A 24,333-nucleotide genomic window follows, 5' to 3' on the forward strand; every position below is an offset into this window, starting at 1 on the left:
GCGCTCAGCCATGTGTCAATCCTCCGCACGCCGTCCAGGCTGCAAGTTCGACTTCGCGTTGGTGCTTGAGGGGCCGCAGGGCGTGGGTAAGTCGAGCGTCCTGAAGATCATGGCGGGGGGCGAGGACTTTTTCACGGACGAGATCGTCCTCGGCGTCAGCTACAAAGAGCAGCAGGAACTACTGCAGGGACGGTGGATTGTCGAACTGCCGGAAATGGCCGGGCTAAATCGCGATGAAGTTGAGCGCGTAAAGCAGTTCGTTTCGAAGCAGCATGACAGTGCTCGACCGGCGTACGGGATGAGCGGACGTGTGGACGCGCCCCGCCGATGCATTTTTGTGGGCACGACGAATGACTCCGAGTACCTCCGCGATGCGACCGGGAACCGAAGGTTCTGGCCGGTGGTGGTGGGCAACATTGATTTGAAGGGGCTGGCCGAGGACATGCAGCAGCTTTGGGCCGAGGCTGCGGTGGCGGAACGCGAGGCCCCAGAAGGGATGATCACCATTCCCGAAAGCCTCTGGGCGATGGCGGCGGAACGGCAGGCTGAGAGAGTGGCGGCCGACCCGTGGGAGGATCTGCTGCTGGGCGCATTGCCGGCGCAGACGAAGATTGTGGAAGGCGAACTGCGAATTTCAACGCAGGCGGTCTTCGAGAAGGTCATGAACATCGATATGCGGCAGGCGCGGATGGCCGACTACCGGCGCCTGGGCAGCTGCATGCGTAAGCTCGGCTGGAGCGGGCCGAAGGTCCTCCGGATCGATGGCGCCAACGTGAAGGGCTACTGGAAAGCGCCGTTGAAATTGAGCGGTGATATGGCGCTACCGATGTAATCGGTCGCTACCGGTAGCGCTATAGACCTCCCCCATCTGAATATCACAATTCAACCACCATAAATGGACCGGTAGAACCGGTAGAAGCAGTAGAAGTCGTTCAAAAACGACGATTTAAGCCGCTACCTCCCCGCTACCGCTTCTACCGGTTGGCGGGCAAGCCGCCCCGAAATGAGGAAGAGATGACAGACGAACCTGAAATCAGCCCGGCACTCCAAAGGCTGCTCGAAATCATGACCGCGCATGATGTGCCGGTGGCGCAATCCCTCGCTGCCGCGCGAGCGATCATCGAGTATGAGGCCCCGCCCTGGGTGTTCGACCTCTCGTATCGCTTTTTGCTCGGCGTAGCGGAGGACCCCAAGTCGGATGTGGGCCTGCAGTTGAAAGCCCTGGAGTTGCTCCGCAAGGTCGAGGCAAAGCGGGTGTCGCCCGGAACGACGCGGGGGGCGGACCCGATGGAGGGTCTTGGCCGGAGGCTGGAAGAGGCGAGGCTGAGGGCGGAGGCGAAAAGGAAGGTGATGAATTAGGCGCGCAAGGGCGCGCGGCCCGGATTAGGCCGAGGGCGTGGAGCCAGTCAGGGGGCGCGGCTATCGAGGTGGAGGGATGGGAAAAGGCTTGAAAGGGCGCTGGAGACGCTTGCCGGCTCTGGCCCGCCACGGGATTAAGAGTTAGCGTCAGCGCGTTCGAACGGCCCGACCCCGAAGACCCCCGCTGACACTCTGCTGCCCGAATTTACCCTTTGAGGAAAAAAATGGACCTGAGCTCGTGGCATTATTTTCTGTCGCTTGAGCGCGATTTCGAGCGATCGATAAACTATGTCGAGCTCACATCTAGGAACGGCGACACGTTCTCAAACGAGTACGCCAAGTTGCTGCTCCTTATCGGCAGCGAGGTAGACGTAGTGGCGAAGACACTTTGCAGAGCGCTCGATCCAAGCTCCACGGCGTCCAACATCATGCACTACAGAGAGACGATAACCTCTGCTTTTCAGGGAATGCATGAGATCGAAATTGACATCCCTCGCTACCAAATGTCTGTTCGGCCTTGGGGTACCTGGGGGCTGACTGAACCAACCTCTCCGGATTGGTGGAAATCTTACAACTCGGTGAAGCATGATCGAGTCGAAAATTTCGACCAAGCTAATTTGAGCAATACGGTGCAATCTCTTGCAGGACTGTTGGCTCTTCACCTCTATCTTCATCGTGATGATAGGCATCTGCAGCCCTATCCAGAGCTGTTGGCTTTTGCTTTTCCCGCTTTTATCGTGAATGGCGGAAACGGGAAAAAATTGCCTGGGGTAAATTAGGTTTGGCCTATTCATCGCGCCAGATCACCCGCCTCTCCCATCATATCTCGACCCGCTATCACCTCGGCATCGAGAGGATTTCGAGCCGAACCGGCCCTCCCCGGTCGCAGCTTGTGCAGAATAGCGCCCGTTCCACTGAACTAAATAGCGCCGCCTTCCCATATCGTCTGATGAGCGCCTCCGGCTTCACCTGAGCATGATGTGAGCAGTTCTTGCACCATGCCCGAAGCGTGTGCCAACTCCGTAGGTCTCCAAGCGCCACGTCCAGGCCGGCGTGAATACTGCCGTCCACAATGGTCTCGGGCGGAACGGTCGGCTCCCCTGGCGTGAGCAGCTTCTCCATCGTGTGATTTGCGTTGCGATGGATAAGCAGCATCCCTGGCCTGCGCCGGATTGCGGCCTGCCATCCCGCGTGTGACACGATAAAATCGGGCGAGCGCGATATGGTTTCAGCGATTGAAGTCTCATCCCTGTCCCACACTTCGATCCGAAAATTGTCCTCGGGAGTTTTCGCCATAGCTTCGCCGTCAGGTGCCGAGGCCCCCGCCCATTCCATTCCATCCGCCGATACCTTGAATAGGGAACAAATTCCTAGCTGGTCAATGGCAGCTTGACATTTTTGTTCCCATTTTGTTCACTGCCGCTATCACCTGAATTGGAGGGCTCAAATGCTGGCCTACTATGACGCCAACCTCGACGACTACGACGATGGAATGGCACGGTGGCATCCCTGGACCGTATCCGAGACCAATCCAGACCATCGTTATACCGACTTCAGGGGGCTGCCCCGTCAATCAGTATTGGAAAACCTGGAGGATGTTCGACCACTGGCGGGGACGGAAGGGGCTGAGGCCGCGCTTGATTTCTTAATCTGGGCAAATGCCGAGGGCGGGACGTTTGAAACCAATGATTTCGGGATGAAACCTCCCCATCCAAACACCTCTCGCGCATCGCCTATGGCTCTTCAACAGTCAGCTCGTGTTTCCGTGTTCTTCCGCGACCTTGAACGCAATGTCCCCCTGCGGCGCCTAGAGGGCTTTGGTCGCATCCTGGAGACTGAACTAAAGGCGGTAGATCCATTGTTTAACGCGGCGTGTTGGGGCTGGTGCCTTTGGGCACATGGGTTCGCAGCTCTGAAGGCTCAAGGGCGTCCGAGCTGCGAGGTGCTTGGCAGTACGCTGTGCCTGTACCTATGGGCTTGGGGAGACACCGCCGACGAAGTGAACCTCGCATTCAAACGGGCGTTCGAGAACCTGAGAAACGCCCTTCAAACAGCAGCTGCGAAGTTCCAGTGATCTGCCCAGGTCCCGCCATCAATTCGTAAAGGAAACGGGAAAGCACCGCCCACCGTATCGCGGCTGACAACAGCTATTGGCAGCTCTTTAGCTCAACTCCATTCTTGTCCTGATAGGATTTTAGCGGCCCATCCGCTGACACCCGGATCGTTGCGCCATCCTGTTCGCAGGTCAGGCAAGAATTCGTCTCGCAAATCCGCAAGACGAGTGCTCGCGACGACGACGCCGTCGTGCTGGAAACCCAAAAGTCCGCAATGTCAGAAGAGATTGTCACAGCTGGAGCGTTTGGTTCGTCCTTTATGGAAGCGACTAGCGCTGAAAGTTTGCCCTCGAACGAGACCAAGTTCTGTACGGTCGAATAGGTCGTCCACCCAACTAAGACAAGAAGCACAACGACGCTGAATATGAGCCAGGTTGTCAACCTCGCTCTGCGTTCCCTAAGCGTCTCAATAGCGAGTTTGAATTTTTGAGTTTGAGACATCCCATCGGTGTTAATGTGGAAGGACTCATTCAGCGCGTTAATCAGTTCGCGCTGCCGTTCGGGAGCCGCCTCGGTGATTATTTTGGTTCTTTGTTTAAGAAAATATACATAGCCGGAGAAGCAAGCAGCAACAAGAAATGCAACTAGCGTGAAAGTGGATTGGACCTTCGGTACGGCGTCCCAAATTTCTGCCAGCATAAACTTCGCTCTTTTATTGAGGGATGCAGCCTGTTGAGGACGCTGAAGACCAACTCGTTTTCAAGAACGCCTGCCAAGCCTGGTTGACTATCGCGACGCACCCGTGCTGCACAAAAAGGCGGCTTTCGCTAATCGCGTTTATCTCTTTGGGAGAACTGACATCAAAGTTTGTGAACGTAGTGGCTACGTCTTGCGAATTGCTCTGCAGAAGGTCGAGGGACGATTTCAAAGCCGAAGGATCGGCCTGCGCTATTGCGGGCGATAACGCCAAAAAAAGAGTGTTCGCAAACGCAGCTGGGTCGCTCACCGCTGGTCCGACGATCTCCTTAGGGTCGTTTAGAAATCGTAGTCCCTGAGTAATTGGATCGCCGTCACCGGTTTTGAAAAATTGCAGGTTGTTGAGATAGCCCTGCTTTTCAATCTCTTGCAGAGCAACGGACTTCGCTTTTCCAGCCTCGAACGTGATCGTGCACTTAGCGGACAGATCGGCGACCGAACATGTCCCCTGTGCGCTAGCCGACGCTTTCTGGTTTTTCGCGCACTCACAAGTATTTTCCGCCGCGAGAGCGGAAACACTGCTTGCGACCAAAGAGAATGTCACCAGCGCACAGCGAGCTCTCTTGCCGGCCCCCATCATCGCCCCCTCAAGCATTCAGCAACGCTAATTTATACAGCTTCGCGACACGGCTGGCGAGTCGGTTTCGCTCATAGAGAGAAACATCAGCCTGAGGCGCCCGCACTGTTCCTAACCCGTTGGACAGTGCCGACGCTCACGCCGTGCTTCGCCGCTATCGCCCTAATGCTGCCATGGTCGCGAGCAATCGCCTCTTCCGTCGCCTGTGTGATGCGAGGGCGGCCTAACTTCTTCCCTTTCGCCCGCGCGGTGTTCAGCCCTGACTTCACACGCTCGCTGATCATCGCCCGCTCGAATTCAGCGAACACGCCCATCATCTGAAACATGGCCTTGCCGGCTGGGGTGGTCGTGTCGATGCCCTGCTGGTGGAGGAAAAGGTCAACGCGAAGGGCGTGGAGGTCGGAGAGAAAGGCGACGAGGCCCTGAAGGGAACGGCCCAGCCGGTCAACGCTCCACGCCATGACGACGTCGAAGCGACGGCGAGCCGCGTCTTTACAGAGGGCATCGAAAGCAGGGCGCCTGGCGCTTGCGCCGCTAATGCCGTGGTCGCGGTAGACCTCGACAATCGCCCACCCCGTTCGCTCGGCCACTTCGCGGAGTTCGCGCTCCTGCCTGTCGGTGGTTTGCTGGTCGGTGGACACGCGGAGATAGAGTGCGGCGCGCATGGGTTGCCCTTTCGACGGCCTAGCGTTCAACTAGACGGCGCGCTTTTGCGAGCCGCCCAGCAGAACGTTAATGATGCCTAGATGGTCAGTTCGAATTTGGTCGCGGCCTTCGCGGCAAGAGATGCCTCGTAGGCAGTCCGTGCTTGCGCGTCGAGACGGTCACGCTTCGCGTTGGGAAGGCCCGTGAACAGGCCCATGAGGAACTTGTTCCGCTCCTTCGCGTCGGTGGACTCGTAGCGGGCCTTGTTGTCGGGGCTGAGCGCATTGCGGACCATTTGGCGGATGAACCGAACATGCGGCTCCTCCGTCTGGCCAGATGGGCGACCGATCACGCCCTCAATCAGCCGCTTGCGCTTGGTGTCGAAAGCAGCGCCGGCTGCTTCCTTGCTCTTCGCGCCCGCGTATGCGTCCTGCAGGGATTGGAGCGCGAAGCCCATGAGGTACTCAACCGAAGCGTCGGGGAGGGCTTGTCCGTCGAGCATCCATTTGCCTTTTTCAACGGCCAAAGTTGCCTCGCCCAGATGGCCGAATTCGCGGTGGGAAAAAGTGCGGGTGACTTGCATGGTATGTCTCCGTTGTTGGTGCGGCTTGGCCGCCTTAAGTGACTGAATTTACTCCATGAATGTCGCTCAGCTGGTGTGTGGCAGTCAAGCGTGAATGTGCGAAAAACAAATGGTTTTTGAACGCAAAATTGGGCTGCGAAAACGCCCGGAAATCCGGGCTCGCGGCGCGGGCATTTCGGAGGGGTTTTTTGAACACGCGTTAGCGCGGGGTGCGGATCGGATCGGAGGCCTGGGGTATGGCTCATCGGGGCGGGCGCGGATCATGGTGGATGCCGGATTGGGCGACCGCGTGCGGCGTGGCCGTGGGCGGGCCGTGTACGCGCGTTCCCGGGGCAACGCCCGCGCCCACCACGCGGCCAACGCGGGCGAACCAATGCGTATGGCTCTTGAACTCGAACCCCCCACCCCCTTTATGAGCGAGTGCCGGGGGTGGCTTTCGCTGGTGCCGCCGGGCGGGGTCCCCCTAACCTGGACCCTCGCAAATTTTGTGCGATTTTCTGAAGACTCCGGCTCATTCGAGAGTTGTCAGCAAGTAAGGACCATCTTACCTTAAGAGATCCATCGGTTGCGCTGCTCACGGGTTGATCCTGTTCAGTCGCGTATGAACTACAGGCAACTAAACGACCGGCTCTTCCGCTTACGATTTTAAATTTTTCCAACCGCTCGAAACTTGGCTGTGATATTGTCGCCGTTGCTCCGAGGACGGGGAGGTTCGGCCAATGTTTTTGATAATTGTCGAAGCAGTGATTTCGCTAGCTTACGCCTATGCAGCCGTAAAGGACGCAAACAACGGCGGAGATTTCTTGGCTAAGCTAGCAGACATTCAGGCCCAATTGGACAAAATATCACGTCAACTCGAAGATATAAAGGACAAGCTCGACGATATTGAGATCGAGCTTGCCAAGCTTCCCGAGAAAATGCGAGGGATAATGGACGATGCCAATGCCCGAGTTGCTCTGGGAATTGCAAAGTCAATTTGCCAACGTTTGAACGACTACATGAGGCCTGCATACCTTCAGCAAAGTCTCCCGGCCATGCTTACTGACCTCAACGAGCTTCAAAACCAGATTGGCGCTGTCAAGGGAGCTAAAGGCCTAGCAGGTCTGCTCTTAACCTCCCCGCTTCTTTCAACCTGGCTAGCAGGTCGGGTGGCATTCGAAAAAGCCTCACTCGAGTACACAGCTGGCCACGTCCTGGATTCGCCTTGGAAACAGTCGTTCATGCTCGACTCAAGCGATGAGTACAAGGAAGCCTTTGAGCGCATTCAGGATGCGAAAGACTTCTATACAAATTGGGTCGATCCACACAGTCCATACATCGAAGAACCTCAAAATATTATGCAATACGGCATTGACTACTACTTTATAAAAACCGCGGGGGGCCGTTACAGGCTGCACGATATGTTCAATGCGAGATTGCAGCAATGGCTAGTCGTTGACTGGTATGACGTCAATCTAAAGCGGCCTGGCGAGGCGCTGCATGCTGTGGACGCGTTTAATCTGATGAAAAAAAACAAAGCCGAGCAGGCGGCGTTTGACCCCGTATTCGACGAATTGCAGAAGAATAAGGCCTCCCTTTTCGAATCCTTTGTGGAGCCTGCTGGATTTTGGGATGATTGATTCGTTGATTATGTACCCAGATGGCAACTAGCGAGTTTGGATTGCTCTTTTCCATCTCCTTATCCTCGTGCGGGAACTCAGCTTCTCCACGGGATATGAATCGCCTTTGCGTGGGTGCCGCCTGTCTCAGCCCCTACGCCTTCCGGGGTTCAGCGGCGCAATCGGCTCGGCATCCTTCGGCGGCACGGCGAACAACTCCGACACATCATGACCGAGAACCTTCGCAACCTTCTCTAATGTACTGATTGTCGCGTTGCGCTTCCCGCGCTCCAGGTAACCAACATAGGCGCGTTCAATCTCGGCGGCATACGCAAGATGGTCTTGCGACATGCCCTTTTCCACCCGCAAGCGCCGGACATTCCAGCCCACCCGTTCCCTGACATCCATTTAGTCAGAGCAACATCTGGCACTCTATGAAACCACGTCATATAAGACGAGTATTAGGGCGGTATAGGGGGAGCCAAATGTTCTTCGTCATTCGTTTCAACGCTGCCTTCGCAGCCTTAGGTATTAATCCGACACTGGTCCCTGCCGACTATCGGGAGCTTGGACAAACCCTTGGAAAGCAATCGGGATGCACTCCCCAGGAAGCGGCGTTGATGGTGCTGGCGAATTTGCCTGCTGAGATTCAGCGGAGGGCCAATCCTCTAGCCGTCAACGTTTGGATGCGGGAAGGTAAGGTACGCCCAAATCCAGCCATGCAGGAAGCGATGTCGAGGATCGGCTGGCGCTGACGCAGCGCGGTTCACCCCTTCGCGCCCACCGCAAGCGCCACCACGTTCGCACCCTTAGCCGGCACTTGCGCGGCGAACCCTGCCCACGCGGTCATCAGTTTGCGGCGCTTTTCCAGCATGTCGCTGCGCTGGTAAGCGGCCTCGGTCTTGTCACGAAGGGTATGGGCCAGTGCCGCCTCCGCGATTTCGCGCGGGAAGTTGGACCGTTCCGCTGCCCAAACGCGGAAGGTAGTGCGGAAGCCGTGGACGGTCAGGCCCTCCATTCCTTCCATGCCCCGGAGCAATTCCAGCATTGCCATGTTGCTTAGAGGCTTGCCCGGCCGGGCGCCCGCGAACATGTAAGGGCTGCCGGCCTCGCGAGGGAGAGTTTCCAATAGCGTGATTGCTCGGTCGGAAAGTGGTACGCGGTGCGGCTTGCCTGCCTTCATTCGTTCAGCCGGGATGGTCCAGACCTTGTTCGCAAAATCGAACTCGCCCTCCTTGGCCCCGATGGCCTCCCCGGTCCGCACTGCGTTCAGGATGGTGAACTCAAGCGCGCGGGCCGAGATGCTATCCATGTGTCGGAGCCGCGCCATGAACGCGGGCAATTCGGCGTAAGGCATTGCTGCGTGGTGCTCGACCTTGGCAACCTTCGACCGGGCCGGCAGGAGATTGTCGAGGTGGCCGCGCCAGCGAGCGGGATTGTCCCCGCTGCGGTAGTGGCGGGCCGTCGCCCAACCGAGAACCATCTCGACCCGGCCCCGGACGCGGCTAGCCGTCTCCGTCTTCTCCACCCAGATCGGTTCCAAAATCTGCATGATGTGGGCGGTATCGACCTTCGCTACGGGCAGATCTCCGATAGTGGGCCAAGCGTAGGTGGCGAGGGTGTTGGTCCACTGCTCCGCGTGCTTTGCGTTCTTCCAGCCAGCCTTCTTCGCGGCGATGTAGCGCTCCGACGCCTGCTTGAACGTCACCCGCTTGGCATCCTCGGCGCGAACGGCCGCCTTCTTTTCGTTACGCTGCTCGATTGGGTCTATGCCATCGGTGACCTTTTGGCGGGCCTCCCGAGCTCTTTCCCGCGCCTCCTTCAGATTGAACGTCTGAAGATCACCGAGCCCCATGGACCGAGCCTTGCCGGCGAGCATGAAGCGGAAGAGCCAAGACTTGGTCACGTCCCCCTCGCTCGCTTTCTTGGAGGTGCTCTTGGTGACTTGCAGATAGAGGCCGCCCCCGTCGCCGTAGGTGCCCGGCTTCGATTTCTTTGCCACCTCCACTGCGCTCAGCTTGTTGATATGCGCCACGGCCCGACCTCATCGTTTGGATAAGGTCAAAATATACCTACATTTCTACCTACAAACAAGCATTGGATTTGGCCGAACCCGAGCAGAACTCTTCGGAACGATTTTGGCTCCCATTGGCATGATTTCATTGAGCTTTCGGAACTCGGCGGACCTTGGCGAGAGTTAGGCGGACGGACGCTCTCTCCGCCAGATCGCTTGAATGTTTCAGGCAACATCCGATAGCTCTCCTGGATCGATATGCCCGTTTTCGACTAGCCACCGGGCGAAAGCGCGGTGCGCACTCCCGGTAAGCGCTTGTGCCCACGCCGAGCGTGGTCGCATAAGGATCGAGCAGCATGCCGTTGCGCGCAAGGATAAGTTCGGAGCAATCGCGGAAATGATCGGACTCTATGATCTCTGGCCCGCCTTCGCGGTCGTCGCGACGCTTTGGCCACTTGCCGGCATGCCGCTGTTTCAGCGCGTGGGCTTCGAATCGAACTCTGCCAGGATCCGGGCAATAGATGGAATGCGAGGATATCTCGCGCTTGCCGTCGCGCTTCATCACGCCGTCATTTACCATGAATTCCTGACGACCGGCGCATGGAAGTATCCGCCCTCGGCTTTCTATGGCTTGCTGGGGCAGGCGGGAGTGTCCTTCTTCTTCGTCATCTCCGCCTATCTGTTCTGGGGAAAACTGCTGTCGGCGAAGTCCTCCTCCGACTTTCCGACTTTGTTGCTCAAGCGGGCTTTCAGGATCGGGCCGCTCTACATTTTGGCGGTAGGCCTGGCGATGGGTTTAGAGATCGTCGAGGCGCGGATTGACTATTCAACCTTCGCGACTTACGAGCGGGCATTGTTCAATCTTCTGGTTGGTGTCTTCGGCTACGTCCCGCTTTCGAGTTCACGCGTCTGCGCATTGGCTTGCGTGACCTGGACCTTGCCCTATGAGTGGATGTTCTATTTCAGCCTGCCGATCGCGGCCATATTCAGCCGGCACCCGGTTGCGCGCCTGGGCCTGCCGGTCGTCCTCCTGGTCTTTTCCACCATCGGGTCGGCGAGCCGAGGGAGCGCCACCTACATCTATCTGGGGCTTTTCGCCGGCGGAATGTTGTGCGCAACGCTCGAAGCAAACGCCTTGTTGCTGAGAGTGCATCGACACGCCTTGTCCGCAATCGCTCTGGCCATACTGATCTATCTCTTTGCCACCTATGACATTGCCTACGCGCCGGGGCCGATGCTGCTCTGCACCAGCGTCTTCTTCCTGATCGTGTCCGGTGCCGATTTCTTCGGTCTACTGACCGCAACCCGCTCGGTACGACTGGGCGAAATCAGCTATGGTATCTACCTGTTGCAGGGGCTTGCCTTCCTGATGCCGTTTTCCATTGTGTCGGTGCGGAACTTCGCCTTGGCAAATGCCGCTCAGTATTGGCTTGTGATCCTGATGACGATGGCGCTGCTCGTCGTGATGGCGCTGATTGCACACCTCGTTGTCGAGAGGCCCGGCGTCTCGCTGGGAAATGTTCTTGTGGCAAAGCTTCGCCTGTCGGCGAAGCGCGAGACAGCCGAGAATGAGACATCCGGCAACGCGGCGCAGTCCTGGATGATGCCGAATTTCAAAACACAGTCGGCGGATCGCTCATAGCAACCGCAACATAGCCCTTTCATAAGTCGGGCACGTGTCTTGCCGTCAGCCTTTCGAAGGTGCGTGTGGGGATGCCGGCCTGTTGGGGCGCTTTGGTTCAGGTTCATTGATCGCTTGCGCGGCAAGGCGCAGCGCTCTCAGCCTGGCTGTCTTTTCCTCGCGGGCCGCCCGCTCTGCATCGATCACGATCTGCGATTCACGTTTGGCGCGCTCGTTACGCTGGGTGTCGACTTTTGCACGAACCATGTGCCGCTACTCCGTCCTGGGAGGCGTCGTTTTCGATCGCCGCCTCCATCGTCCTCGGGCCCATGGTGCAGCGTTGCGGCGGGTGCGACGATTACAAATGATAATTGGGAAACGTTTGTCATCGCTGATCGCTGCTCGCGTAAAGCTGTCAGTCACACCAGCCGGAAGAGACGACGATCGATGCCTCGAAGATCTGGCGGCCGTCCTCGTCGCGTACCTTGATGGTGATGGCTGTGTGGTCGTTTTCGATCGCTTCGTCACGGACGATGTCGGGCAGCATGCGGATTGCTTCGCGCCGCATGCGCTCGCGCGTTTCGAAGACCTGGCCGTCATCGTCCACCGTCAGCCCATCGCCATTGTAGAGGTCGAGATAGAATCTGGGCATGATGCGGCTGGATCCCACGGACCGGTGACATTGCGCGATATTCCACCGACAATTCGCGGGCTAAGTAGTTGTTCCATCAGCGTTGGTATTTGTCGTGGAACAAGCAGGGGCAACAAATGTTAATGCCATCAGCGGCCAAAGGCCTAGTGCATCCAAAGCCGCCTTGCTTCCGACAGAACACTTGGCGATCGGCTTCTCAAGCCCATTCGCGGAGGTTGCGGTGCTTGAACCCCTCTACCTGAACCTTGGTCAGCACGACGGGCTTTCCGACGCCGAGAAGGCGCTGCTGAGCGGCGCGATGACTTTCGAGCGGCATTTCGCCACCGGCCAGGATATTGTCGTATCGGGATCCCGGCCGACCTACTCGACATTGATCCTCGACGGCTTGGCGGCACGCTACAAGGTGCTGGAGAATGGTGGCCGGCAGTTCACCTCATTGCAGGTGCCCGGCGATTTCGTCGATCTCCACGCCTTCCTGCTGAAGATCATGGATCACGGCATCGTCGCCCTGTCGCCCTGTCACGTCATGTTCGCCGATCACAGCCGGCTTCGCGCCATCACCGAGGAAGCGCCACATCTGACGCGGCTGCTGTGGTTGGACACGCTGGTCGACGGAGCCATCCACCGCGAATGGATCGTGGCGATGGGGCGCCGCTCCAGGACTTCGCATCTGGCCCATCTGGTCTGTGAGCTTTTCGTGCGGTTGCAGGTGGTGCAGCGCACCAACGGCATGAGCTTCCATCTGCCGCTCTCGCAAGCCGAACTTGCCGATGTGCTCGGCCTTTCCGTCGTGCACATGAACCGGGTCATCGGCGCCTTGCGCAGGGTCGGCGTCGTCAGCTGGGCCAATCACACGGTGACCATCCTGGACTGGCACCGGCTGCAGGAAATCGCCGAGTTCGATCCGACCTATCTCAGCATGATGCGGGAGCCGCGCTAGAAGCGATTCATCGTTTCACGGAACGGCGTCCCCCGCATCTTTTCTTGTTCCGTTCATGCCGCAAGGGCGTGGTTGCGCGCCGCAACCCACCAGATCCAAATCGAGACGCCGGCTCGCTGACGGCGACGAGGCGGCAAAACCTTTATGAAATTCCTATTTCTTTCCGCCCCGCGCCGTCTCGAACCTTTATGGCGACCGGGTCCATATTCCACGTGAGAAAAATATTGGAGCCGCCGTTGCGTAAATGCGGGACGGAGCTCTTTTTTGAACATTTCAAACCTTTCGATGAAAGGCGCGAAGTACAAATCTGAAAAAAGGAACCAGCATGATGGATATCATTGTTCTCGGGATAGGGGTTATATTTTTCACCCTGTCCCTCGCCTACATCAAAGCCTGCGCCAGCCTTTAGCCGGAGGACGTCAACATGCTTGTCGATTATATACTCGGTGGCGGCGTGACCCTGTTTCTGCTCGCCTATCTTACATACGCCCTCGTTCGTCCAGAACGCTTCTGACGGCACTGGCGCCGGGCACGGAAAGCTACACCCATGACTCTCTACGGATGGATACAGGTTCTCGTTTACTGCGGGATCGTCGCTTTGCTCGTGAAGCCGCTCGGCGGCTACATGTATCGCGTCTTCAACGGCGATCGCACATTCCTCTCGCCAGTTCTCAGGCCCCTCGAACGAGGCCTTTATCGCGTTTCGGGAACCGGTGAAAACGAAGAGCAGCACTGGACCACCTACGCGGCAGGCATCATGTTCTTCAGTCTCGCCAGCTTCCTGATGCTTTATGTCCTGCAGCGCCTGCAGGGCAGCCTGCCTTACAATCCGATGGGCATGAGCGCGGTCGAACCGGCGCTTGCATTCAACACCGCCGTCAGCTTCACGACCAACACCAACTGGCAGAACTACGGTGGCGAAAGCACGATGTCCTATCTCGTGCAGATGGCTGGTCTCACCGTGCAGAACTTCGTGTCCGCCGCGGTCGGCATTGCCATCGCAGTCGCGCTGATCCGCGGCTTCGCCCGCGCCTCCGGCAAATCGATCGGCAACTTCTGGGTCGATATGACCCGATGCACCCTCTACGTGCTCTTGCCACTCTGCATTGTGCTGACCGTGGTCTATGTCTGGCTTGGCATGCCGCAGACGCTTGGGCCCCATGTCAGCGCCACCACGCTGGAGGGTGCGCAGCAGACCATCGCCGTCGGCCCGGTCGCCTCGCAGGTCGCGATCAAGATGCTCGGTACCAATGGCGGCGGCTTCTTCAACGCCAATGCCGCGCATCCGTTCGAGAATCCGAACGCCATCTCCAATCTGATCCAGATGGTGACGATCTTCGCGCTCGGTGCTGCTCTTACCAACGTCTTCGGCCGTATGGTCGGCAACCAGCGCCAGGGCTGGGCGATCCTGGCGTCTATGGGCGTGCTGTTTATCGCCGGCGTTGCGGTCTGCTACTGGGCCGAAGCCGCGGGCAATCCGCTTGTCCATGCGCTGGGCATCGATGGCGGCAATATGGAAGGCAAGGAAACCCGCTTCGGCGTCGTGCTCTCGGCGCTGTTCGCGGTCATCACCACGGCGGCGTCCTGCGGCGCGGTCAACGCCATGCACGACAGCTTTACCGCGCTCGGCGGCATGATCCCGATCATCAACATGCAGCTCGGCGAAGTCATCGTCGGCGGCGTCGGCGCCGGTTTCTACGGCATCTTGATGTTCGTCCTGATCGCCGTCTTCGTCGCCGGCCTAATGGTCGGGCGCACACCCGAATATCTCGGCAAGAAGATAGAGGCCAAGGAGGTCAAGATGGCGATGCTGGCGATCTTGTGCCTGCCGCTGGCAATGCTTGTCTTCACGGCCATCGCGGTGGTCCTGCCGAGCGCCGTGGCGTCAACCGCAAATGGCGGCCCGCATGGCTTCTCCGAAATACTCTACGCCTATACCTCGGCGGCGGCGAACAACGGCTCGGCCTTCGCCGGTCTCAACGGCAACACGCCCTGGTACAATATCACGCTCGGCATCGGCATGCTGATGGGCCGCTTCCTGGTCATCATTCCGGCGCTCGCCATCGCGGGTTCGCTGGGGGCGAAGAAGACCGTGCCGGCCTCGGCCGGCACCTTCCCGACCGACAGTCCGCTGTTCGTCGGGCTGCTGGTCGGCGTCATCGTCATCGTCGGCGGCCTGACCTTCTTCCCCGCGCTCGCCCTCGGACCGATCATCGAGCATCTGGCAATGATCCACGGGCAGACCTTCTGAGGCGGACATGTCCATGTTCAACATCAGACGTCCCAATGGCCAGCATCAGCCCGACGGTGAAGGTGAAAGGGACGGCAAGCCTCCTCCCTTTCCAACGGCGTCGACGTTCCTCGGCCTTGCCGCAGTCATGATCGTCCTCTGGCTGTTGGCCTACGGGCTTCCGCATCTTCTTCAGGCACCCGATCGACCGGTGCCCCACAACAACACTGAAGCCGGAGCTTCAAAATGAGCCACGCGAAATCAGCCAGCATCCTGGATGCACGCATCCTGTGGCCCGCCATCGGCGGCGCCTTCCGCAAGCTCAATCCACCCACGCTGGCCCGCAACCCGGTGATGTTCGTCGTCGCGGTGGTTACCGCGCTGACATCAGTGCTGTTCGTCAAGGATCTCATCACCGGCGGTGGCGATCCGCGCTTTACGCTGCAGATCATCATTTGGCTGTGGTTCACGGTGCTCTTCGCCAATCTCGCCGAAGCCGTCGCGGAAGGGCGCGGCAAGGCGCAGGCGGATTCGCTGCGCAAGGCGCGCACCGAGACCCAGGCCAAGCTGCTGACCGGCGAGGACCGTACCAAATTCAAGATGGTGCCCGGCACCAGCTTGAAGGTCGGCGACGCCGTGCTGGTCGAAGCGGGCGACATCATCCCATCCGACGGCGAGGTGATCGAAGGCGTCGCCTCGGTCAACGAAGCGGCGATCACGGGCGAATCCGCGCCGGTGATCCGCGAATCCGGCGGCGACCGCTCGGCGGTCACCGGCGGCACGCAGGTGCTGTCCGACTGGATCCGCGTCCGCATCACCGCCGCCGCCGGACACACATTCCTTGACCGCATGATCTCGCTTGTCGAAGGTGCCGAGCGCCAGAAGACGCCGAACGAGATCGCGCTCAACATCCTGCTCGTCGGCATGACGCTGATCTTCGTGCTGGCCACGGCGACCATCCCGAGTTTCGCGTCCTATTCGGGCGGTTATATTTCGGTCACCGTGCTTGTCGCTTTGTTCGTGACCCTGATCCCGACCACGATCGGCGCGCTGCTGTCGGCCATCGGCATCGCCGGCATGGACCGGCTGGTGCGCTTCAACGTGCTGGCCATGTCCGGACGCGCCGTGGAAGCCGCGGGCGACGTCGATACGCTGCTGCTCGACAAGACCGGCACCATCACGCTCGGCAACCGCCAGGCGACCGAGTTCCGCCCGGTCAAGGGCGTCACCGAGCAGGAACTGGCCGACGCGGCGCAGCTTGCCTCGCTGGCCGACGAAACGCCGGAAGGCCGCTCGATCGTCGTGCTGGCCAAGGAAAAATACGCCATCCGTGCCCGCGACATGGCAACGTTGCATGCGACCTTCGTGCCGTTCACCGCGCAGACCCGCATGAGCGGTGTCGACGTCGACGGTTCCTCGGTGCGCAAGGGCGCGGTCGATTCCGTGCTCGCCCATGTCAACCAGTCGACTGTCGCCGCCCATGGCGCGCGCCCCGGCAGCGACACCGTGCGCGACCTGCAGGCGATTGCAGACGAGGTCGCAAAGTCCGGCGGCACGCCGCTGGCGGTCGAGCGCGACGGGCGCCTGCTCGGCATCGTCCACCTCAAGGATATCGTCAAGGGCGGCATCCGCGAGCGTTTCGCCGAGCTGCGCAAGATGGGCATCCGTACGGTGATGATCACCGGCGACAACCCGATGACGGCGGCGGCCATCGCGGCGGAAGCCGGCGTCGACGATTTCCTTGCCCAGGCGACGCCGGAGGACAAGCTGAAGCTGATCCGCGACGAGCAGGCCAAGGGCAAGCTGGTCGCCATGTGCGGCGACGGCACCAACGATGCGCCGGCGCTCGCTCAGGCCGATGTCGGCGTCGCCATGAACACCGGCACGGTCGCCGCCCGCGAGGCCGGCAACATGGTCGATCTCGACAGCGACCCGACCAAGCTGATCGAGATCGTCGAGATCGGCAAGGCGCTGCTGATGACGCGCGGCTCGCTGACCACTTTCTCCATCGCCAACGACGTGGCCAAATACTTCGCCATCATCCCGGCGATGTTCGCCGTCTTCTACGTCGCGCCGGGCCAGACCGCCGGCCCGCTGCAAGCGCTCAACATCATGCATCTGGCGACACCGCAGAGCGCCATCCTGTCGGCCATCATCTTCAACGCGCTGATCATCATCGCGCTGATCCCGCTGTCGCTGCGCGGCGTCAGATACAGGGCGATCGGCGCCGGTGCGCTGCTCGGCCGCAACCTCCTCGTCTACGGCCTCGGTGGCATCATAGTGCCGTTCGCCGGCATCAAGACAATCGACCTGGCCGTCACGGCCCTCGGCCTTGCATAAGGACAATTCCGATGCTCAAGCAAATCAGACCCGCGATCGTCATGATCGTTTTCTTCACCGTGCTGACCGGCCTGGCCTATCCGCTGGGCATGACCGGAATCGCGCAGGCGCTGTTCCCAAATCAGGCCAATGGCAGCCTGATCGAGAAGGACGGCAAGGTGATCGGCTCCGAACTGATCGGCCAGGCCTTCGCCAGCGACAAGTATTTCCACGGCAGGCTTTCGGCCGCCGGCAATGGCTATGACGCCAGCGCCTCCGGGGGCACCAATCTCGGCCCGACCAACCCCAAGCTGATCGACCGCATCAAGGGCGATGCCGAAAAACTGAAGGCGGAGAATCCGAACGCGCCGGTGCCGATGGATCTCGTCACGACGTCCGGCAGCGGGCTCGATCCGCATATCAGCCCGGAGGCCGCCTATTTCCAGGTTCCCCGCGTGGCCAAGGCCAGGGGCATCGATGAAGCCAAGGTCAAGGCGCTCGTCGACGGTCAGGTCGAAGGCCGGGAACTCGGTTTCATGGGAGAGCCTGTGATCAACGTGCTGGCGCTCAACATGGCGCTGGACGCCGCGAAATAGTTGATGGCAGGCGCCGGGGATCGACAGCATCCCCGGCGCCATACATGATCGGTTCCGATGCCGGAAGACAGAAGCAGCGAAAACAGACCTTCTCCCGACGCGCTGCTCGAGCATGCCGAGAGGGAGGGGCGTGGTCGTCTGCGGATATTCCTTGGTGCCGCGCCTGGTGTCGGCAAGACTTACGAAATGCTGATGTCGGGCCGTGCCAGGCTGGCCGACGGCATCGATGTGGTGATCGGCGTCGTCGAGACGCATGGCCGCCGGGAAACCCAGGCCCTGGTCCAGGGCTATGAAGTCATTCCGCGCCGCAAGGTCGACTACAAGGGACGCATTCTCGACGAGATGGACATCGACGCCATCCTCGCCCGCCGCCCGGCGCTGGTCCTCATCGACGAGCTCGCCCATACCAATGCGCCCGGCAGCCGCCACCCCAAGCGCTATCTCGACGTCCAGGAGATCCTGGCGCGAGGCATCGACGTCTACACGACGCTCAATATCCAGCATGTCGAAAGCCTGAACGACGTCGTCGCCCAGATCACGCGGGTCAGGGTTCGCGAGACGGTTCCCGATTCCATCATCGACCAGGCCGACGATGTCGAAATCATCGATCTGACCCCCGACGACCTGATCAAGCGGCTGGAGGAAGGCAAGGTCTATTTCCCCAATACCGCGCAACGCGCCGTCGAGAACTATTTCTCGCCGGGCAATCTGACGGCACTGCGGGAGCTGGCGCTGCGCCGCACGGCCCAGCGCGTCGACGAGCAATTGCTCAATCACATGCAGGCGCACGCCATTTCGGGACCATGGGCTGCCGGGGAACGGGTTCTCGTCTGCGTCGATGCGCGTCCGGGTGGTGCTGCCCGCATCCGCTACGCCCGCAGGCTGGCCGACCGGCTTCGTGCGCCATGGACGGCGCTTCATGTGGACACGCCTCGCTCGGCCGGCATGTCCGAGGAAGACAAGGACCGCCTCGCCGCGCTGCTGCGCCTTGCCGAGCAGCTCGGCGCCGAGGTGACGACCATTCCCGGCCAGAACGTCGCGCAGGACATCGTCCGCCACGCGACGGCGAACAACTTCACCCATATCGTGGTCGGCAGGCCGACCCGGTCGCGCTGGCGCGAACTGATCGAGGGATCGCTCACCTATGACCTGATCCGCAATGCCGGCGACATCAGCGTGCATGTCATTTCCGGAACGGAGCGGGATACCGAGGCAAGTTCGAGAAGCGTCAAAGCGGCCGACGAGCAATGGCAATTCCAGATCCGGCCCTATCTCAAGGCCACGGCTTTTGTCGCCGGCTCGCTCGCCTTCGCCGTCCTGCTGGACCAGTTTCTCGACGTTCGCAACCTCGCGATCATCTTCCTCATAGGGGTGCTGACGTCCGCCGTCGCCGGTGGTCTCTGGCCGGCCCTGTATGCCTGTGTCGTCAGCGCCGTTGCCTTCAACTATTTCTTCCTGGAGCCGCGCTACACGCTGACGATCCGGGATCCGGAGAGCATTGTGGCGCTCGGCGTGTTCCTGGTCGTCGCCGTCATCGCCAGCGACCTGACGGCACGCGTGCAGCGCCAGGCGGTCGCTGCCCGCTCGCGGGCGCGGGCCACGGAAGACATCTACCTGTTCTCCAAGAAGCTCGCCGGCGCCGGTACGCTCGACGACGTTCTCTGGGCCACCGCCTTCCAGATCGCCTCGATGCTGAAGCTGCGCGTGGTGCTGCTTCTGCCCGAAGACGGCACCATCACCGTCAAGGCCGGTTATCCGCCCGACGACACGCTGGCGGAGGCCGACATCGCCGCCGCCCGCTGGGCCTGGGAGCACAACCGTGCCGCCGGGCGCGGCGCCGACACGCTGCCCGGCGCCAAGCGCCTCTATCTTCCCTTGCGCACGGGGCGCACCGCGCTCGGTGTCGTCGGTCTCGACAACGACAAGCAGGGCCCGCTGCTGACGCCCGAGCAACAGCGCCTGCTCGACGCGCTGGCCGACCAGGCGGCGGTGGCGATCGAGCGTGTCCAGCTGGTCGCCGATGTCGACCGGGCCAAGCTCGCCGCCGAAGCCGACCGCCTGCGCTCGGCCCTGCTGACCTCGATTTCCCATGATCTGAAAACGCCGCTCTCGGCCATCATGGGGGCGGCCGGCACGCTCAAGGAATTCGCGCCTGATCTGCCCGAGCAGGATCGGGCGGAGCTTCTGTCGACGGTGATCGACGAGTCGGAACGGCTCAACCGCTTCATCGCCAACCTGCTCGACATGACCAAGATCGAATCCGGTGCGATGGAGCCGAACCATGCCCTCCATTATGTCGGCGATATCGTCGGCACGGCGCTCGACCGTGCCCGCAAGATCACCAGCGAACACAGGATCGAGGTCGATATTCCGCCTGACCTGCCGATGCTGAAGCTCGATCCCGTGCTGTTCGAACAGGTCCTGTTCAACCTCCTCGACAATGCGTCGAAATACTCGCCGCCCGGCTCGGCGATCCGTGTGCAGGGATGGACCGACAATGGGTCCGTCGTCGTGCGGATCATGGATGAGGGACCTGGCATTCCGGCGCAGGACCTGGAACGCGTGTTCGACACCTTCTACCGGGTGCGCAAGGGCGATCAGGTGCGCGCCGGCACCGGGCTCGGCCTGTCGATCTGCCGCGGCTTCGTCGAAGCGATGGGCGGCACGATTTCGGCCGCCAACGGGACCGACCGCCCCGGTGCTGCTTTCAGCATCAGGATGCCGGTGCCGACGGAAGCGCCCGATGCCGACAATCGTGGCGACGGGCCCAGCATGGATCAGCTCTGATGACGAATTCGAACGTCAGGATACTGGTTGTCGATGACGAGCCGCCGATCCGCAAGCTGCTGCGGGTCGGCCTCGCCAGCCAGGGTTATGCGGTCGGCGAGGCGCCGAACGCCAAGGTGGCGATCGAATTGATGGAACAGGAAAAGCCCGACCTGGTGCTGCTCGATCTTGGCCTGCCGGGCATGGGCGGCCATGAACTCCTGCGCAAATGGCGTGACGAAGGCGTGGACGTTCCCGTCGTCATCCTCTCCAGCCGCACCGACGAGGCGGGCATCGTCAACGCGCTCGAACTCGGCGCCGACGACTATGTCACCAAGCCGTTCGGCATGAACGAACTGGTGGCGCGCATCCGCGTGGCGCTGCGGCACAAGTTCCAGCAGCAGGGCGAGAAGCCGGTTTTCCAGAGCGGCGACCTCTCGGTCGACCTGGTCAAGCGCATCGTCAAGGTCGAGGGCAGGGAGATAAAGCTCTCGCCGAAGGAATACGACATCCTTCGCATCCTGGTGCAGCATGCCGGCAAGGTGCTGACCCACCACTTCATCCTCAAGCAGATCTGGGGAGATTCCACCGACGTGCAGTATCTCAGGGTCTATGTCCGGCAGCTGCGGCAGAAGATCGAGAAGATCCCCGACCAGCCGCGCTACATCACCACCGAAACCGGTGTCGGCTACCGCCTGCGTGTCGAGTGACACGACCCTTCGATTGAACCCGCGTCAGCCGACGGCTCCCAGCGGCCGGTTCGCGGCCGCCGACGTCCGCATGGCGGCGAGACAGCCGAGCAGCCCAAGCGGCACGAAAGCAAGGAACAGCCAGCTCGCGACATTGGCCGCCGCGTCGTGATTCAGCCCTTGCGAAAAACCGCTGGCATTGGCGACGATGCCGGCAAGGGCCGCACCCACGGCATAGCCGATCCTCTGCATGGTCGGCACCGCTGCCGAGGCGATGGTCTGCTCGTCGTCCGGGGCGGAGGCGACGATGACGCGGGTCAGGAATGGCCAGGCAATGCCGAAGCCGCCGCCTTGCAAAAGGGCGCAGACCAGGATCAGCAGGATCGAGCCCAGCGGTATCGTGTAGGCAAAGCCGGCGATGCCGGCGGCGATCATCAATGCCCCACAGACGATGATCAGCCCCTCGCGCCGCGGCGGCGCGTTGGCGACGAGGATCGACAGGATCGACCAGGCAATCGATTCGGCGGCGATGATGTAGCCGGTGGTGAGCAGCGGAATGTCGTGCAGGCTGGTCAGCAGCAACGGACCGTAGACGCCGAAGGAGCAGGTCGCGATGGAAAAGGCGGCGACCATGGTCATGCCGGCGCCGACCGGCGTGCGCCACGAGAACAGCCGCGCCGGGAAAAGCCGCGAGCGCGGCTTCAGCCCGTCGACGTAGAAGAACAGCGCGAGACCCGCCAGGCCAAGCACGATCAGCAGCGAGGAACGCAGCAGGGCGATATCGACGCCCGCCGAGGCGATCAGCACCACGGCGACGGCAAGGCAGCCAAGGGTAGCGAACGGGAAGGGTGGCGCCTTGCCGGCGCTTGTCGCTGGTTTCTTCGCCTCCGGCGTATCGAGCACGAGGAAGCTAGCCAGTGCCATGGCGGTGCCGCCGACGGTGAAGACGCCGAACGCCCAGCGCCACGACAGAAGGTCGGTCATGATCGCCCCGAGCAACGGGCCGCTGAACGCTGCGACGCCCCAGATCGCCGACATGATGCCGAAGAGCTGCGGCCAGATGGCGCGCGAAAACAGCCGCTCGACCGAGACGAAGGCCAGCGACACCAGCGCGCCGCCACCCAGCCCCTCGACCAGCCGGCCGGCCAGGAACAACTGCATGGACGGCGAGGTGGCGCAGATCAGCGCCCCGGCGGCGTAGAGCAGGGCCGCAACCACCATGGTGGTGCGCAACGCCACATAGCTCACCAGTCGCCCGGCGGCAGCACCGGCGACAATGGCGCCGAGCTCGTAGATCGCCAGCGACCAGCCGACGAGCTGCACGCCGGCCAGTTCGCCGACCATGGCCGGCATGACGGTCGCCACCATCGTCTCATTGGTGGCGTGCAGCAGGATGCCGAGGCTGATGAAGCAGAAGCGCGCCAGATCGCCGCTCGCCCACAAGGCGCGCCAGTCGACTCTGTTTGTGCTGATTTCAGTCATTTCCACCCCTGCCTCTGGATAACTCGACGCCAGCGCGTGGCACCAGAAGCCAGCAACGGTTTCCGGCAGGACCATGCGCGATCAGGATCGTGCGCCGCACCATGCGCTGTTTGCCTGGGCGGGCTTGTAGGACCTCAACCGCGCTTGAGCTCAAGCGATTTTTTGAGAGCGCGTTCCGCAGCTGTCTCCCGCGACTGGCCGCGTTCGCGGAGCAATCAGTTCTCTGTGCTGCGCAGCTGGAACTGGCTGACGCCGATGGCGAGATTGATGCCCATCTGGGTCTGCAGGCTGAGCGGCTGGAGGGTGAAGGCCTGCGAGGAGCCGCCGATCAAAAGATTGGCGCCGGCGCCGACGGCCGCCGTCACTTCGGCGCTGGCGCCGATATAGTCGCCCGCCAGCGCACCAGGCGCGTAGATGTTCTTCAGCGGCGTCAGCACCAGCCATTGCATCACCGCCTGCTGCGTCGTGCCGATGTCGATGCCGTATTTGTTGACGGCGCCGAAATAGGCTTCCGGCGCGAAGGTCTTGTCGGTCGGGGTGAAGGTGCAGCTCAGATCCTTGCTCGAGCCGAAAATGAAGCCGGTGCCGCCCCCGATGGCGCATTCGAGCGTGCCTAGCTCTATTCCGCCGTCCTGCGCTTGTGCCGCGCCGGCAAGCACGGTTGCGATCACGGCAACGCCAATGGCTGTCTTCGGCATGGGGTCCCCCAAATCAAACGGCGCGGAACCAATCCTATCCGGTTCCGCGCCGCAGGGTGAGGGGTCGTGGAGCTCAGAGCAGTTCGCCGTGTCACGGAAACGGTGAACTGCTCCAACTCTTTATTTTAGCGCAATTGCGGACGGAAAACCGTCTCACACTTTTCCTGTAATCGCGCGAGACCTATCCACTCACTTGAGCGAATGGATCAGCTCAAGCGAGGTCACGGCCACGGCAAGATTAACGCCGGTCTGCGCCTGGACGCTGAGGGGCTCAAGCATGAAGGCGCTATCGAGGCCGCCGACCAGCAGGTTGGCGCCGCCGCCGGTGACGACGCTCGCCTCGGCGTTCACGCCATAATAGCTGCCGGCAAGATCGCCAGCGTCGCGATCGCGGGTCGCGGCAAGGACCGCCCAGACGAGCTGGCCCTGATGCGTCTGGCCAACGTCGACGCCGAGCTTGGAGATGACGCCGGTGTAGATCTCCGACGGCCCATGATGATGGGGACGGAAGACGCAGGACACACCCTTGTTGGACGCCACGATGTAGCCGGTACCGCCATCGATAGTGCAGTCGAGCGTGCCGAGCTGGAGCTTTCCGGCACTTGCCGGAGCGGCAGCAAACACGGTCGTGGCGAGTGCCGCGGCGCAGACGAGTCTCTTGATCATGGGAGGTCCTTTCGCAAAATGCTTTGAAACAACGGCTTGGGTGACCGGACCGTTCCGCCGAAAACTTGGCGCGAACAAGGCAAGGGTT

Annotated in this window: 26 protein-coding genes; 15 read left to right on the forward strand and 11 right to left on the reverse strand. The window is 60.9% G+C overall.

Annotation, left to right across the window (positions count from 1 at the left end):
* The 4 genes from FJ958_RS09335 to FJ958_RS09355 form a co-directional block, all read left to right on the forward strand.
* Positions 1-832 (forward strand): virulence-associated E family protein (locus tag FJ958_RS09335; protein ID WP_246679564.1); only part of this gene is annotated, 832 nt, incomplete at its 5' end.
* Positions 833-1,014: 182 nt separating this feature from the next.
* Positions 1,015-1,359: a hypothetical protein gene (locus FJ958_RS09340; RefSeq protein ID WP_140741813.1), complete on the forward strand. Its 345-nt coding sequence runs from the start codon at positions 1,015-1,017 to the stop codon at positions 1,357-1,359.
* A 224-nt stretch (positions 1,360-1,583) separates the two neighbouring features.
* On the forward strand, positions 1,584-2,138 hold the full coding sequence (locus FJ958_RS09345; protein ID WP_140741815.1) for a hypothetical protein: 555 nt from the start codon (positions 1,584-1,586) through the stop codon (positions 2,136-2,138).
* A 668-nt stretch (positions 2,139-2,806) separates the two neighbouring features.
* Positions 2,807-3,433, forward strand: coding sequence for a hypothetical protein (locus FJ958_RS09355; protein WP_140741819.1), 627 nt, complete (start codon positions 2,807-2,809; stop codon positions 3,431-3,433).
* A gap of 73 nt (positions 3,434-3,506) precedes the next feature.
* Here FJ958_RS09355 and FJ958_RS09360 read toward each other — a convergent pair whose 3' ends face one another.
* The 4 genes from FJ958_RS09360 to FJ958_RS09375 all read right to left on the reverse strand — a co-directional run bounded on the left by FJ958_RS09360 (position 3,507) and on the right by FJ958_RS09375 (position 5,974).
* Positions 3,507-4,112, reverse strand: coding sequence for a hypothetical protein (locus FJ958_RS09360; protein ID WP_140741821.1), 606 nt, complete (start codon positions 4,110-4,112; stop codon positions 3,507-3,509).
* A gap of 13 nt (positions 4,113-4,125) precedes the next feature.
* A complete protein-coding gene (locus FJ958_RS09365) occupies positions 4,126-4,749 on the reverse strand; it encodes a hypothetical protein (protein ID WP_140741823.1) in 624 nt (207 codons plus the stop codon).
* 83 nt (positions 4,750-4,832) lie between these two features.
* The gene (locus tag FJ958_RS09370; RefSeq protein WP_140741825.1) at positions 4,833-5,411 is read right to left on the reverse strand and encodes a recombinase family protein; all 579 of its coding nucleotides are present in this window, start codon (positions 5,409-5,411) and stop codon (positions 4,833-4,835) included.
* 77 nt (positions 5,412-5,488) lie between these two features.
* Positions 5,489-5,974 carry a hypothetical protein gene (locus FJ958_RS09375; protein WP_140741827.1) on the reverse strand — a complete coding sequence of 162 codons (486 nt, stop codon included), beginning with the start codon at positions 5,972-5,974 and terminating at the stop codon, positions 5,489-5,491.
* A 719-nt stretch (positions 5,975-6,693) separates the two neighbouring features.
* On the opposite strand from FJ958_RS09375, the gene FJ958_RS09380 reads away from it, so the two are divergent.
* Positions 6,694-7,593, forward strand: a complete 900-nt coding sequence (locus FJ958_RS09380) for a hypothetical protein (RefSeq protein ID WP_140741829.1) — start codon at positions 6,694-6,696, stop codon at positions 7,591-7,593.
* A gap of 126 nt (positions 7,594-7,719) precedes the next feature.
* On the opposite strand, the gene FJ958_RS09385 is transcribed toward FJ958_RS09380, so the two are convergent.
* Positions 7,720-7,980 (reverse strand): helix-turn-helix transcriptional regulator, encoded by a 261-nt coding sequence (locus tag FJ958_RS09385; protein ID WP_140741831.1) that lies wholly within the window; start codon positions 7,978-7,980, stop codon positions 7,720-7,722.
* Between the two features lie 77 nt (positions 7,981-8,057).
* On the opposite strand from FJ958_RS09385, the gene FJ958_RS09390 reads away from it, so the two are divergent.
* Positions 8,058-8,327 (forward strand): hypothetical protein, encoded by a 270-nt coding sequence (locus FJ958_RS09390; protein ID WP_140741833.1) that lies wholly within the window; start codon positions 8,058-8,060, stop codon positions 8,325-8,327.
* Positions 8,328-8,338: 11 nt separating this feature from the next.
* Here FJ958_RS09390 and FJ958_RS09395 read toward each other — a convergent pair whose 3' ends face one another.
* Complete coding sequence (locus tag FJ958_RS09395; RefSeq protein ID WP_140741835.1) at positions 8,339-9,607, reverse strand: site-specific integrase; 1,269 nt, start codon at positions 9,605-9,607, stop codon at positions 8,339-8,341.
* A gap of 376 nt (positions 9,608-9,983) precedes the next feature.
* Between FJ958_RS09395 and FJ958_RS09400 the strand changes: the two genes are divergently transcribed.
* The gene (locus FJ958_RS09400) at positions 9,984-11,228 is read left to right on the forward strand and encodes an acyltransferase (protein ID WP_246679565.1); all 1,245 of its coding nucleotides are present in this window, start codon (positions 9,984-9,986) and stop codon (positions 11,226-11,228) included.
* 45 nt (positions 11,229-11,273) lie between these two features.
* Here the strand turns inward: FJ958_RS09400 and FJ958_RS09405 are convergent, their stop codons facing one another.
* Complete coding sequence (locus tag FJ958_RS09405; protein ID WP_140741837.1) at positions 11,274-11,474, reverse strand: hypothetical protein; 201 nt, start codon at positions 11,472-11,474, stop codon at positions 11,274-11,276.
* A 148-nt stretch (positions 11,475-11,622) separates the two neighbouring features.
* Positions 11,623-11,859, reverse strand: coding sequence for a hypothetical protein (locus FJ958_RS09410; protein ID WP_140741839.1), 237 nt, complete (start codon positions 11,857-11,859; stop codon positions 11,623-11,625).
* 220 nt (positions 11,860-12,079) lie between these two features.
* On the opposite strand from FJ958_RS09410, the gene FJ958_RS09415 reads away from it, so the two are divergent.
* The 8 genes from FJ958_RS09415 (at position 12,080) to FJ958_RS09450 (ending at position 21,420) form a co-directional block, all read left to right on the forward strand.
* On the forward strand, positions 12,080-12,799 hold the full coding sequence (locus tag FJ958_RS09415; protein ID WP_140741841.1) for a Crp/Fnr family transcriptional regulator: 720 nt from the start codon (positions 12,080-12,082) through the stop codon (positions 12,797-12,799).
* Positions 12,800-13,223: 424 nt separating this feature from the next.
* On the forward strand, positions 13,224-13,313 hold the full coding sequence (kdpF, locus tag FJ958_RS09420; protein ID WP_081609884.1) for a K(+)-transporting ATPase subunit F: 90 nt from the start codon (positions 13,224-13,226) through the stop codon (positions 13,311-13,313).
* 33 nt (positions 13,314-13,346) lie between these two features.
* A complete protein-coding gene (gene kdpA / locus FJ958_RS09425; RefSeq protein ID WP_140741843.1) occupies positions 13,347-15,050 on the forward strand; it encodes a potassium-transporting ATPase subunit KdpA in 1,704 nt (567 codons plus the stop codon).
* Between the two features lie 13 nt (positions 15,051-15,063).
* Entirely contained in the window at positions 15,064-15,279 is a 216-nt protein-coding gene (locus tag FJ958_RS09430) for a hypothetical protein (protein ID WP_246679566.1), read from the forward strand.
* Positions 15,276-17,369: a potassium-transporting ATPase subunit KdpB gene (gene kdpB / locus FJ958_RS09435; protein ID WP_140741847.1), complete on the forward strand. Its 2,094-nt coding sequence runs from the start codon at positions 15,276-15,278 to the stop codon at positions 17,367-17,369. The genes FJ958_RS09430 and kdpB overlap by 4 nt, the downstream gene beginning before the upstream one ends.
* An 11-nt stretch (positions 17,370-17,380) precedes the next feature.
* Positions 17,381-17,944: a potassium-transporting ATPase subunit KdpC gene (gene kdpC / locus FJ958_RS09440; protein ID WP_140741849.1), complete on the forward strand. Its 564-nt coding sequence runs from the start codon at positions 17,381-17,383 to the stop codon at positions 17,942-17,944.
* Between the two features lie 57 nt (positions 17,945-18,001).
* A complete protein-coding gene (locus FJ958_RS09445) occupies positions 18,002-20,731 on the forward strand; it encodes a sensor histidine kinase KdpD (RefSeq protein ID WP_140741851.1) in 2,730 nt (909 codons plus the stop codon).
* On the forward strand, positions 20,731-21,420 hold the full coding sequence (locus tag FJ958_RS09450) for a response regulator transcription factor (protein WP_140741853.1): 690 nt from the start codon (positions 20,731-20,733) through the stop codon (positions 21,418-21,420). The genes FJ958_RS09445 and FJ958_RS09450 overlap by 1 nt, the downstream gene beginning before the upstream one ends.
* Positions 21,421-21,444: 24 nt before the next feature.
* On the opposite strand, the gene FJ958_RS09455 is transcribed toward FJ958_RS09450, so the two are convergent.
* The 3 genes from FJ958_RS09455 to FJ958_RS09465 all read right to left on the reverse strand — a co-directional run bounded on the left by FJ958_RS09455 (position 21,445) and on the right by FJ958_RS09465 (position 24,245).
* On the reverse strand, positions 21,445-22,881 hold the full coding sequence (locus tag FJ958_RS09455) for an MFS transporter (protein ID WP_140741855.1): 1,437 nt from the start codon (positions 22,879-22,881) through the stop codon (positions 21,445-21,447).
* Positions 22,882-23,096: 215 nt separating this feature from the next.
* Positions 23,097-23,579, reverse strand: coding sequence for a DUF992 domain-containing protein (locus FJ958_RS09460; protein ID WP_140741857.1), 483 nt, complete (start codon positions 23,577-23,579; stop codon positions 23,097-23,099).
* Positions 23,580-23,768: 189 nt separating this feature from the next.
* Positions 23,769-24,245, reverse strand: a complete 477-nt coding sequence (locus tag FJ958_RS09465; RefSeq protein ID WP_140741859.1) for a DUF992 domain-containing protein — start codon at positions 24,243-24,245, stop codon at positions 23,769-23,771.
* Positions 24,246-24,333: the final 88 nt, after the last annotated feature.

The organism is Mesorhizobium sp. B2-3-5, from assembly GCF_006442395.1.
Lineage (GTDB): Bacteria > Pseudomonadota > Alphaproteobacteria > Rhizobiales > Rhizobiaceae > Mesorhizobium.

Bases quoted from the DNA above. Each gene is read 5' to 3' on its own strand.
- FJ958_RS09340 (WP_140741813.1), top strand. From the start codon at position 1,015: ATGACAGACGAACCTGAAATCAGCCCGGCACTCCAAAGGCTGCTCGAA.
- FJ958_RS09345 (WP_140741815.1), top strand. From the start codon at position 1,584: ATGGACCTGAGCTCGTGGCATTATTTTCTGTCGCTTGAGCGCGATTTC.
- FJ958_RS09355 (WP_140741819.1), top strand. From the start codon at position 2,807: ATGCTGGCCTACTATGACGCCAACCTCGACGACTACGACGATGGAATG.
- FJ958_RS09360 (WP_140741821.1), bottom strand. From the start codon at position 4,112: ATGCTGGCAGAAATTTGGGACGCCGTACCGAAGGTCCAATCCACTTTC.
- FJ958_RS09365 (WP_140741823.1), bottom strand. From the start codon at position 4,749: ATGATGGGGGCCGGCAAGAGAGCTCGCTGTGCGCTGGTGACATTCTCT.
- FJ958_RS09370 (WP_140741825.1), bottom strand. From the start codon at position 5,411: ATGCGCGCCGCACTCTATCTCCGCGTGTCCACCGACCAGCAAACCACC.
- FJ958_RS09375 (WP_140741827.1), bottom strand. From the start codon at position 5,974: ATGCAAGTCACCCGCACTTTTTCCCACCGCGAATTCGGCCATCTGGGC.
- FJ958_RS09380 (WP_140741829.1), top strand. From the start codon at position 6,694: ATGTTTTTGATAATTGTCGAAGCAGTGATTTCGCTAGCTTACGCCTAT.
- FJ958_RS09385 (WP_140741831.1), bottom strand. From the start codon at position 7,980: ATGGATGTCAGGGAACGGGTGGGCTGGAATGTCCGGCGCTTGCGGGTG.
- FJ958_RS09390 (WP_140741833.1), top strand. From the start codon at position 8,058: ATGTTCTTCGTCATTCGTTTCAACGCTGCCTTCGCAGCCTTAGGTATT.
- FJ958_RS09400 (WP_246679565.1), top strand. From the start codon at position 9,984: ATGATCGGACTCTATGATCTCTGGCCCGCCTTCGCGGTCGTCGCGACG.
- FJ958_RS09405 (WP_140741837.1), bottom strand. From the start codon at position 11,474: ATGGTTCGTGCAAAAGTCGACACCCAGCGTAACGAGCGCGCCAAACGT.
- FJ958_RS09410 (WP_140741839.1), bottom strand. From the start codon at position 11,859: ATGCCCAGATTCTATCTCGACCTCTACAATGGCGATGGGCTGACGGTG.
- kdpF (WP_081609884.1), top strand. From the start codon at position 13,224: ATGCTTGTCGATTATATACTCGGTGGCGGCGTGACCCTGTTTCTGCTC.
- kdpA (WP_140741843.1), top strand. From the start codon at position 13,347: ATGACTCTCTACGGATGGATACAGGTTCTCGTTTACTGCGGGATCGTC.
- FJ958_RS09430 (WP_246679566.1), top strand. From the start codon at position 15,064: ATGTTCAACATCAGACGTCCCAATGGCCAGCATCAGCCCGACGGTGAA.
- kdpB (WP_140741847.1), top strand. From the start codon at position 15,276: ATGAGCCACGCGAAATCAGCCAGCATCCTGGATGCACGCATCCTGTGG.
- kdpC (WP_140741849.1), top strand. From the start codon at position 17,381: ATGCTCAAGCAAATCAGACCCGCGATCGTCATGATCGTTTTCTTCACC.
- FJ958_RS09445 (WP_140741851.1), top strand. From the start codon at position 18,002: ATGCCGGAAGACAGAAGCAGCGAAAACAGACCTTCTCCCGACGCGCTG.
- FJ958_RS09450 (WP_140741853.1), top strand. From the start codon at position 20,731: ATGACGAATTCGAACGTCAGGATACTGGTTGTCGATGACGAGCCGCCG.
- FJ958_RS09455 (WP_140741855.1), bottom strand. From the start codon at position 22,881: ATGACTGAAATCAGCACAAACAGAGTCGACTGGCGCGCCTTGTGGGCG.
- FJ958_RS09460 (WP_140741857.1), bottom strand. From the start codon at position 23,579: ATGCCGAAGACAGCCATTGGCGTTGCCGTGATCGCAACCGTGCTTGCC.
- FJ958_RS09465 (WP_140741859.1), bottom strand. From the start codon at position 24,245: ATGATCAAGAGACTCGTCTGCGCCGCGGCACTCGCCACGACCGTGTTT.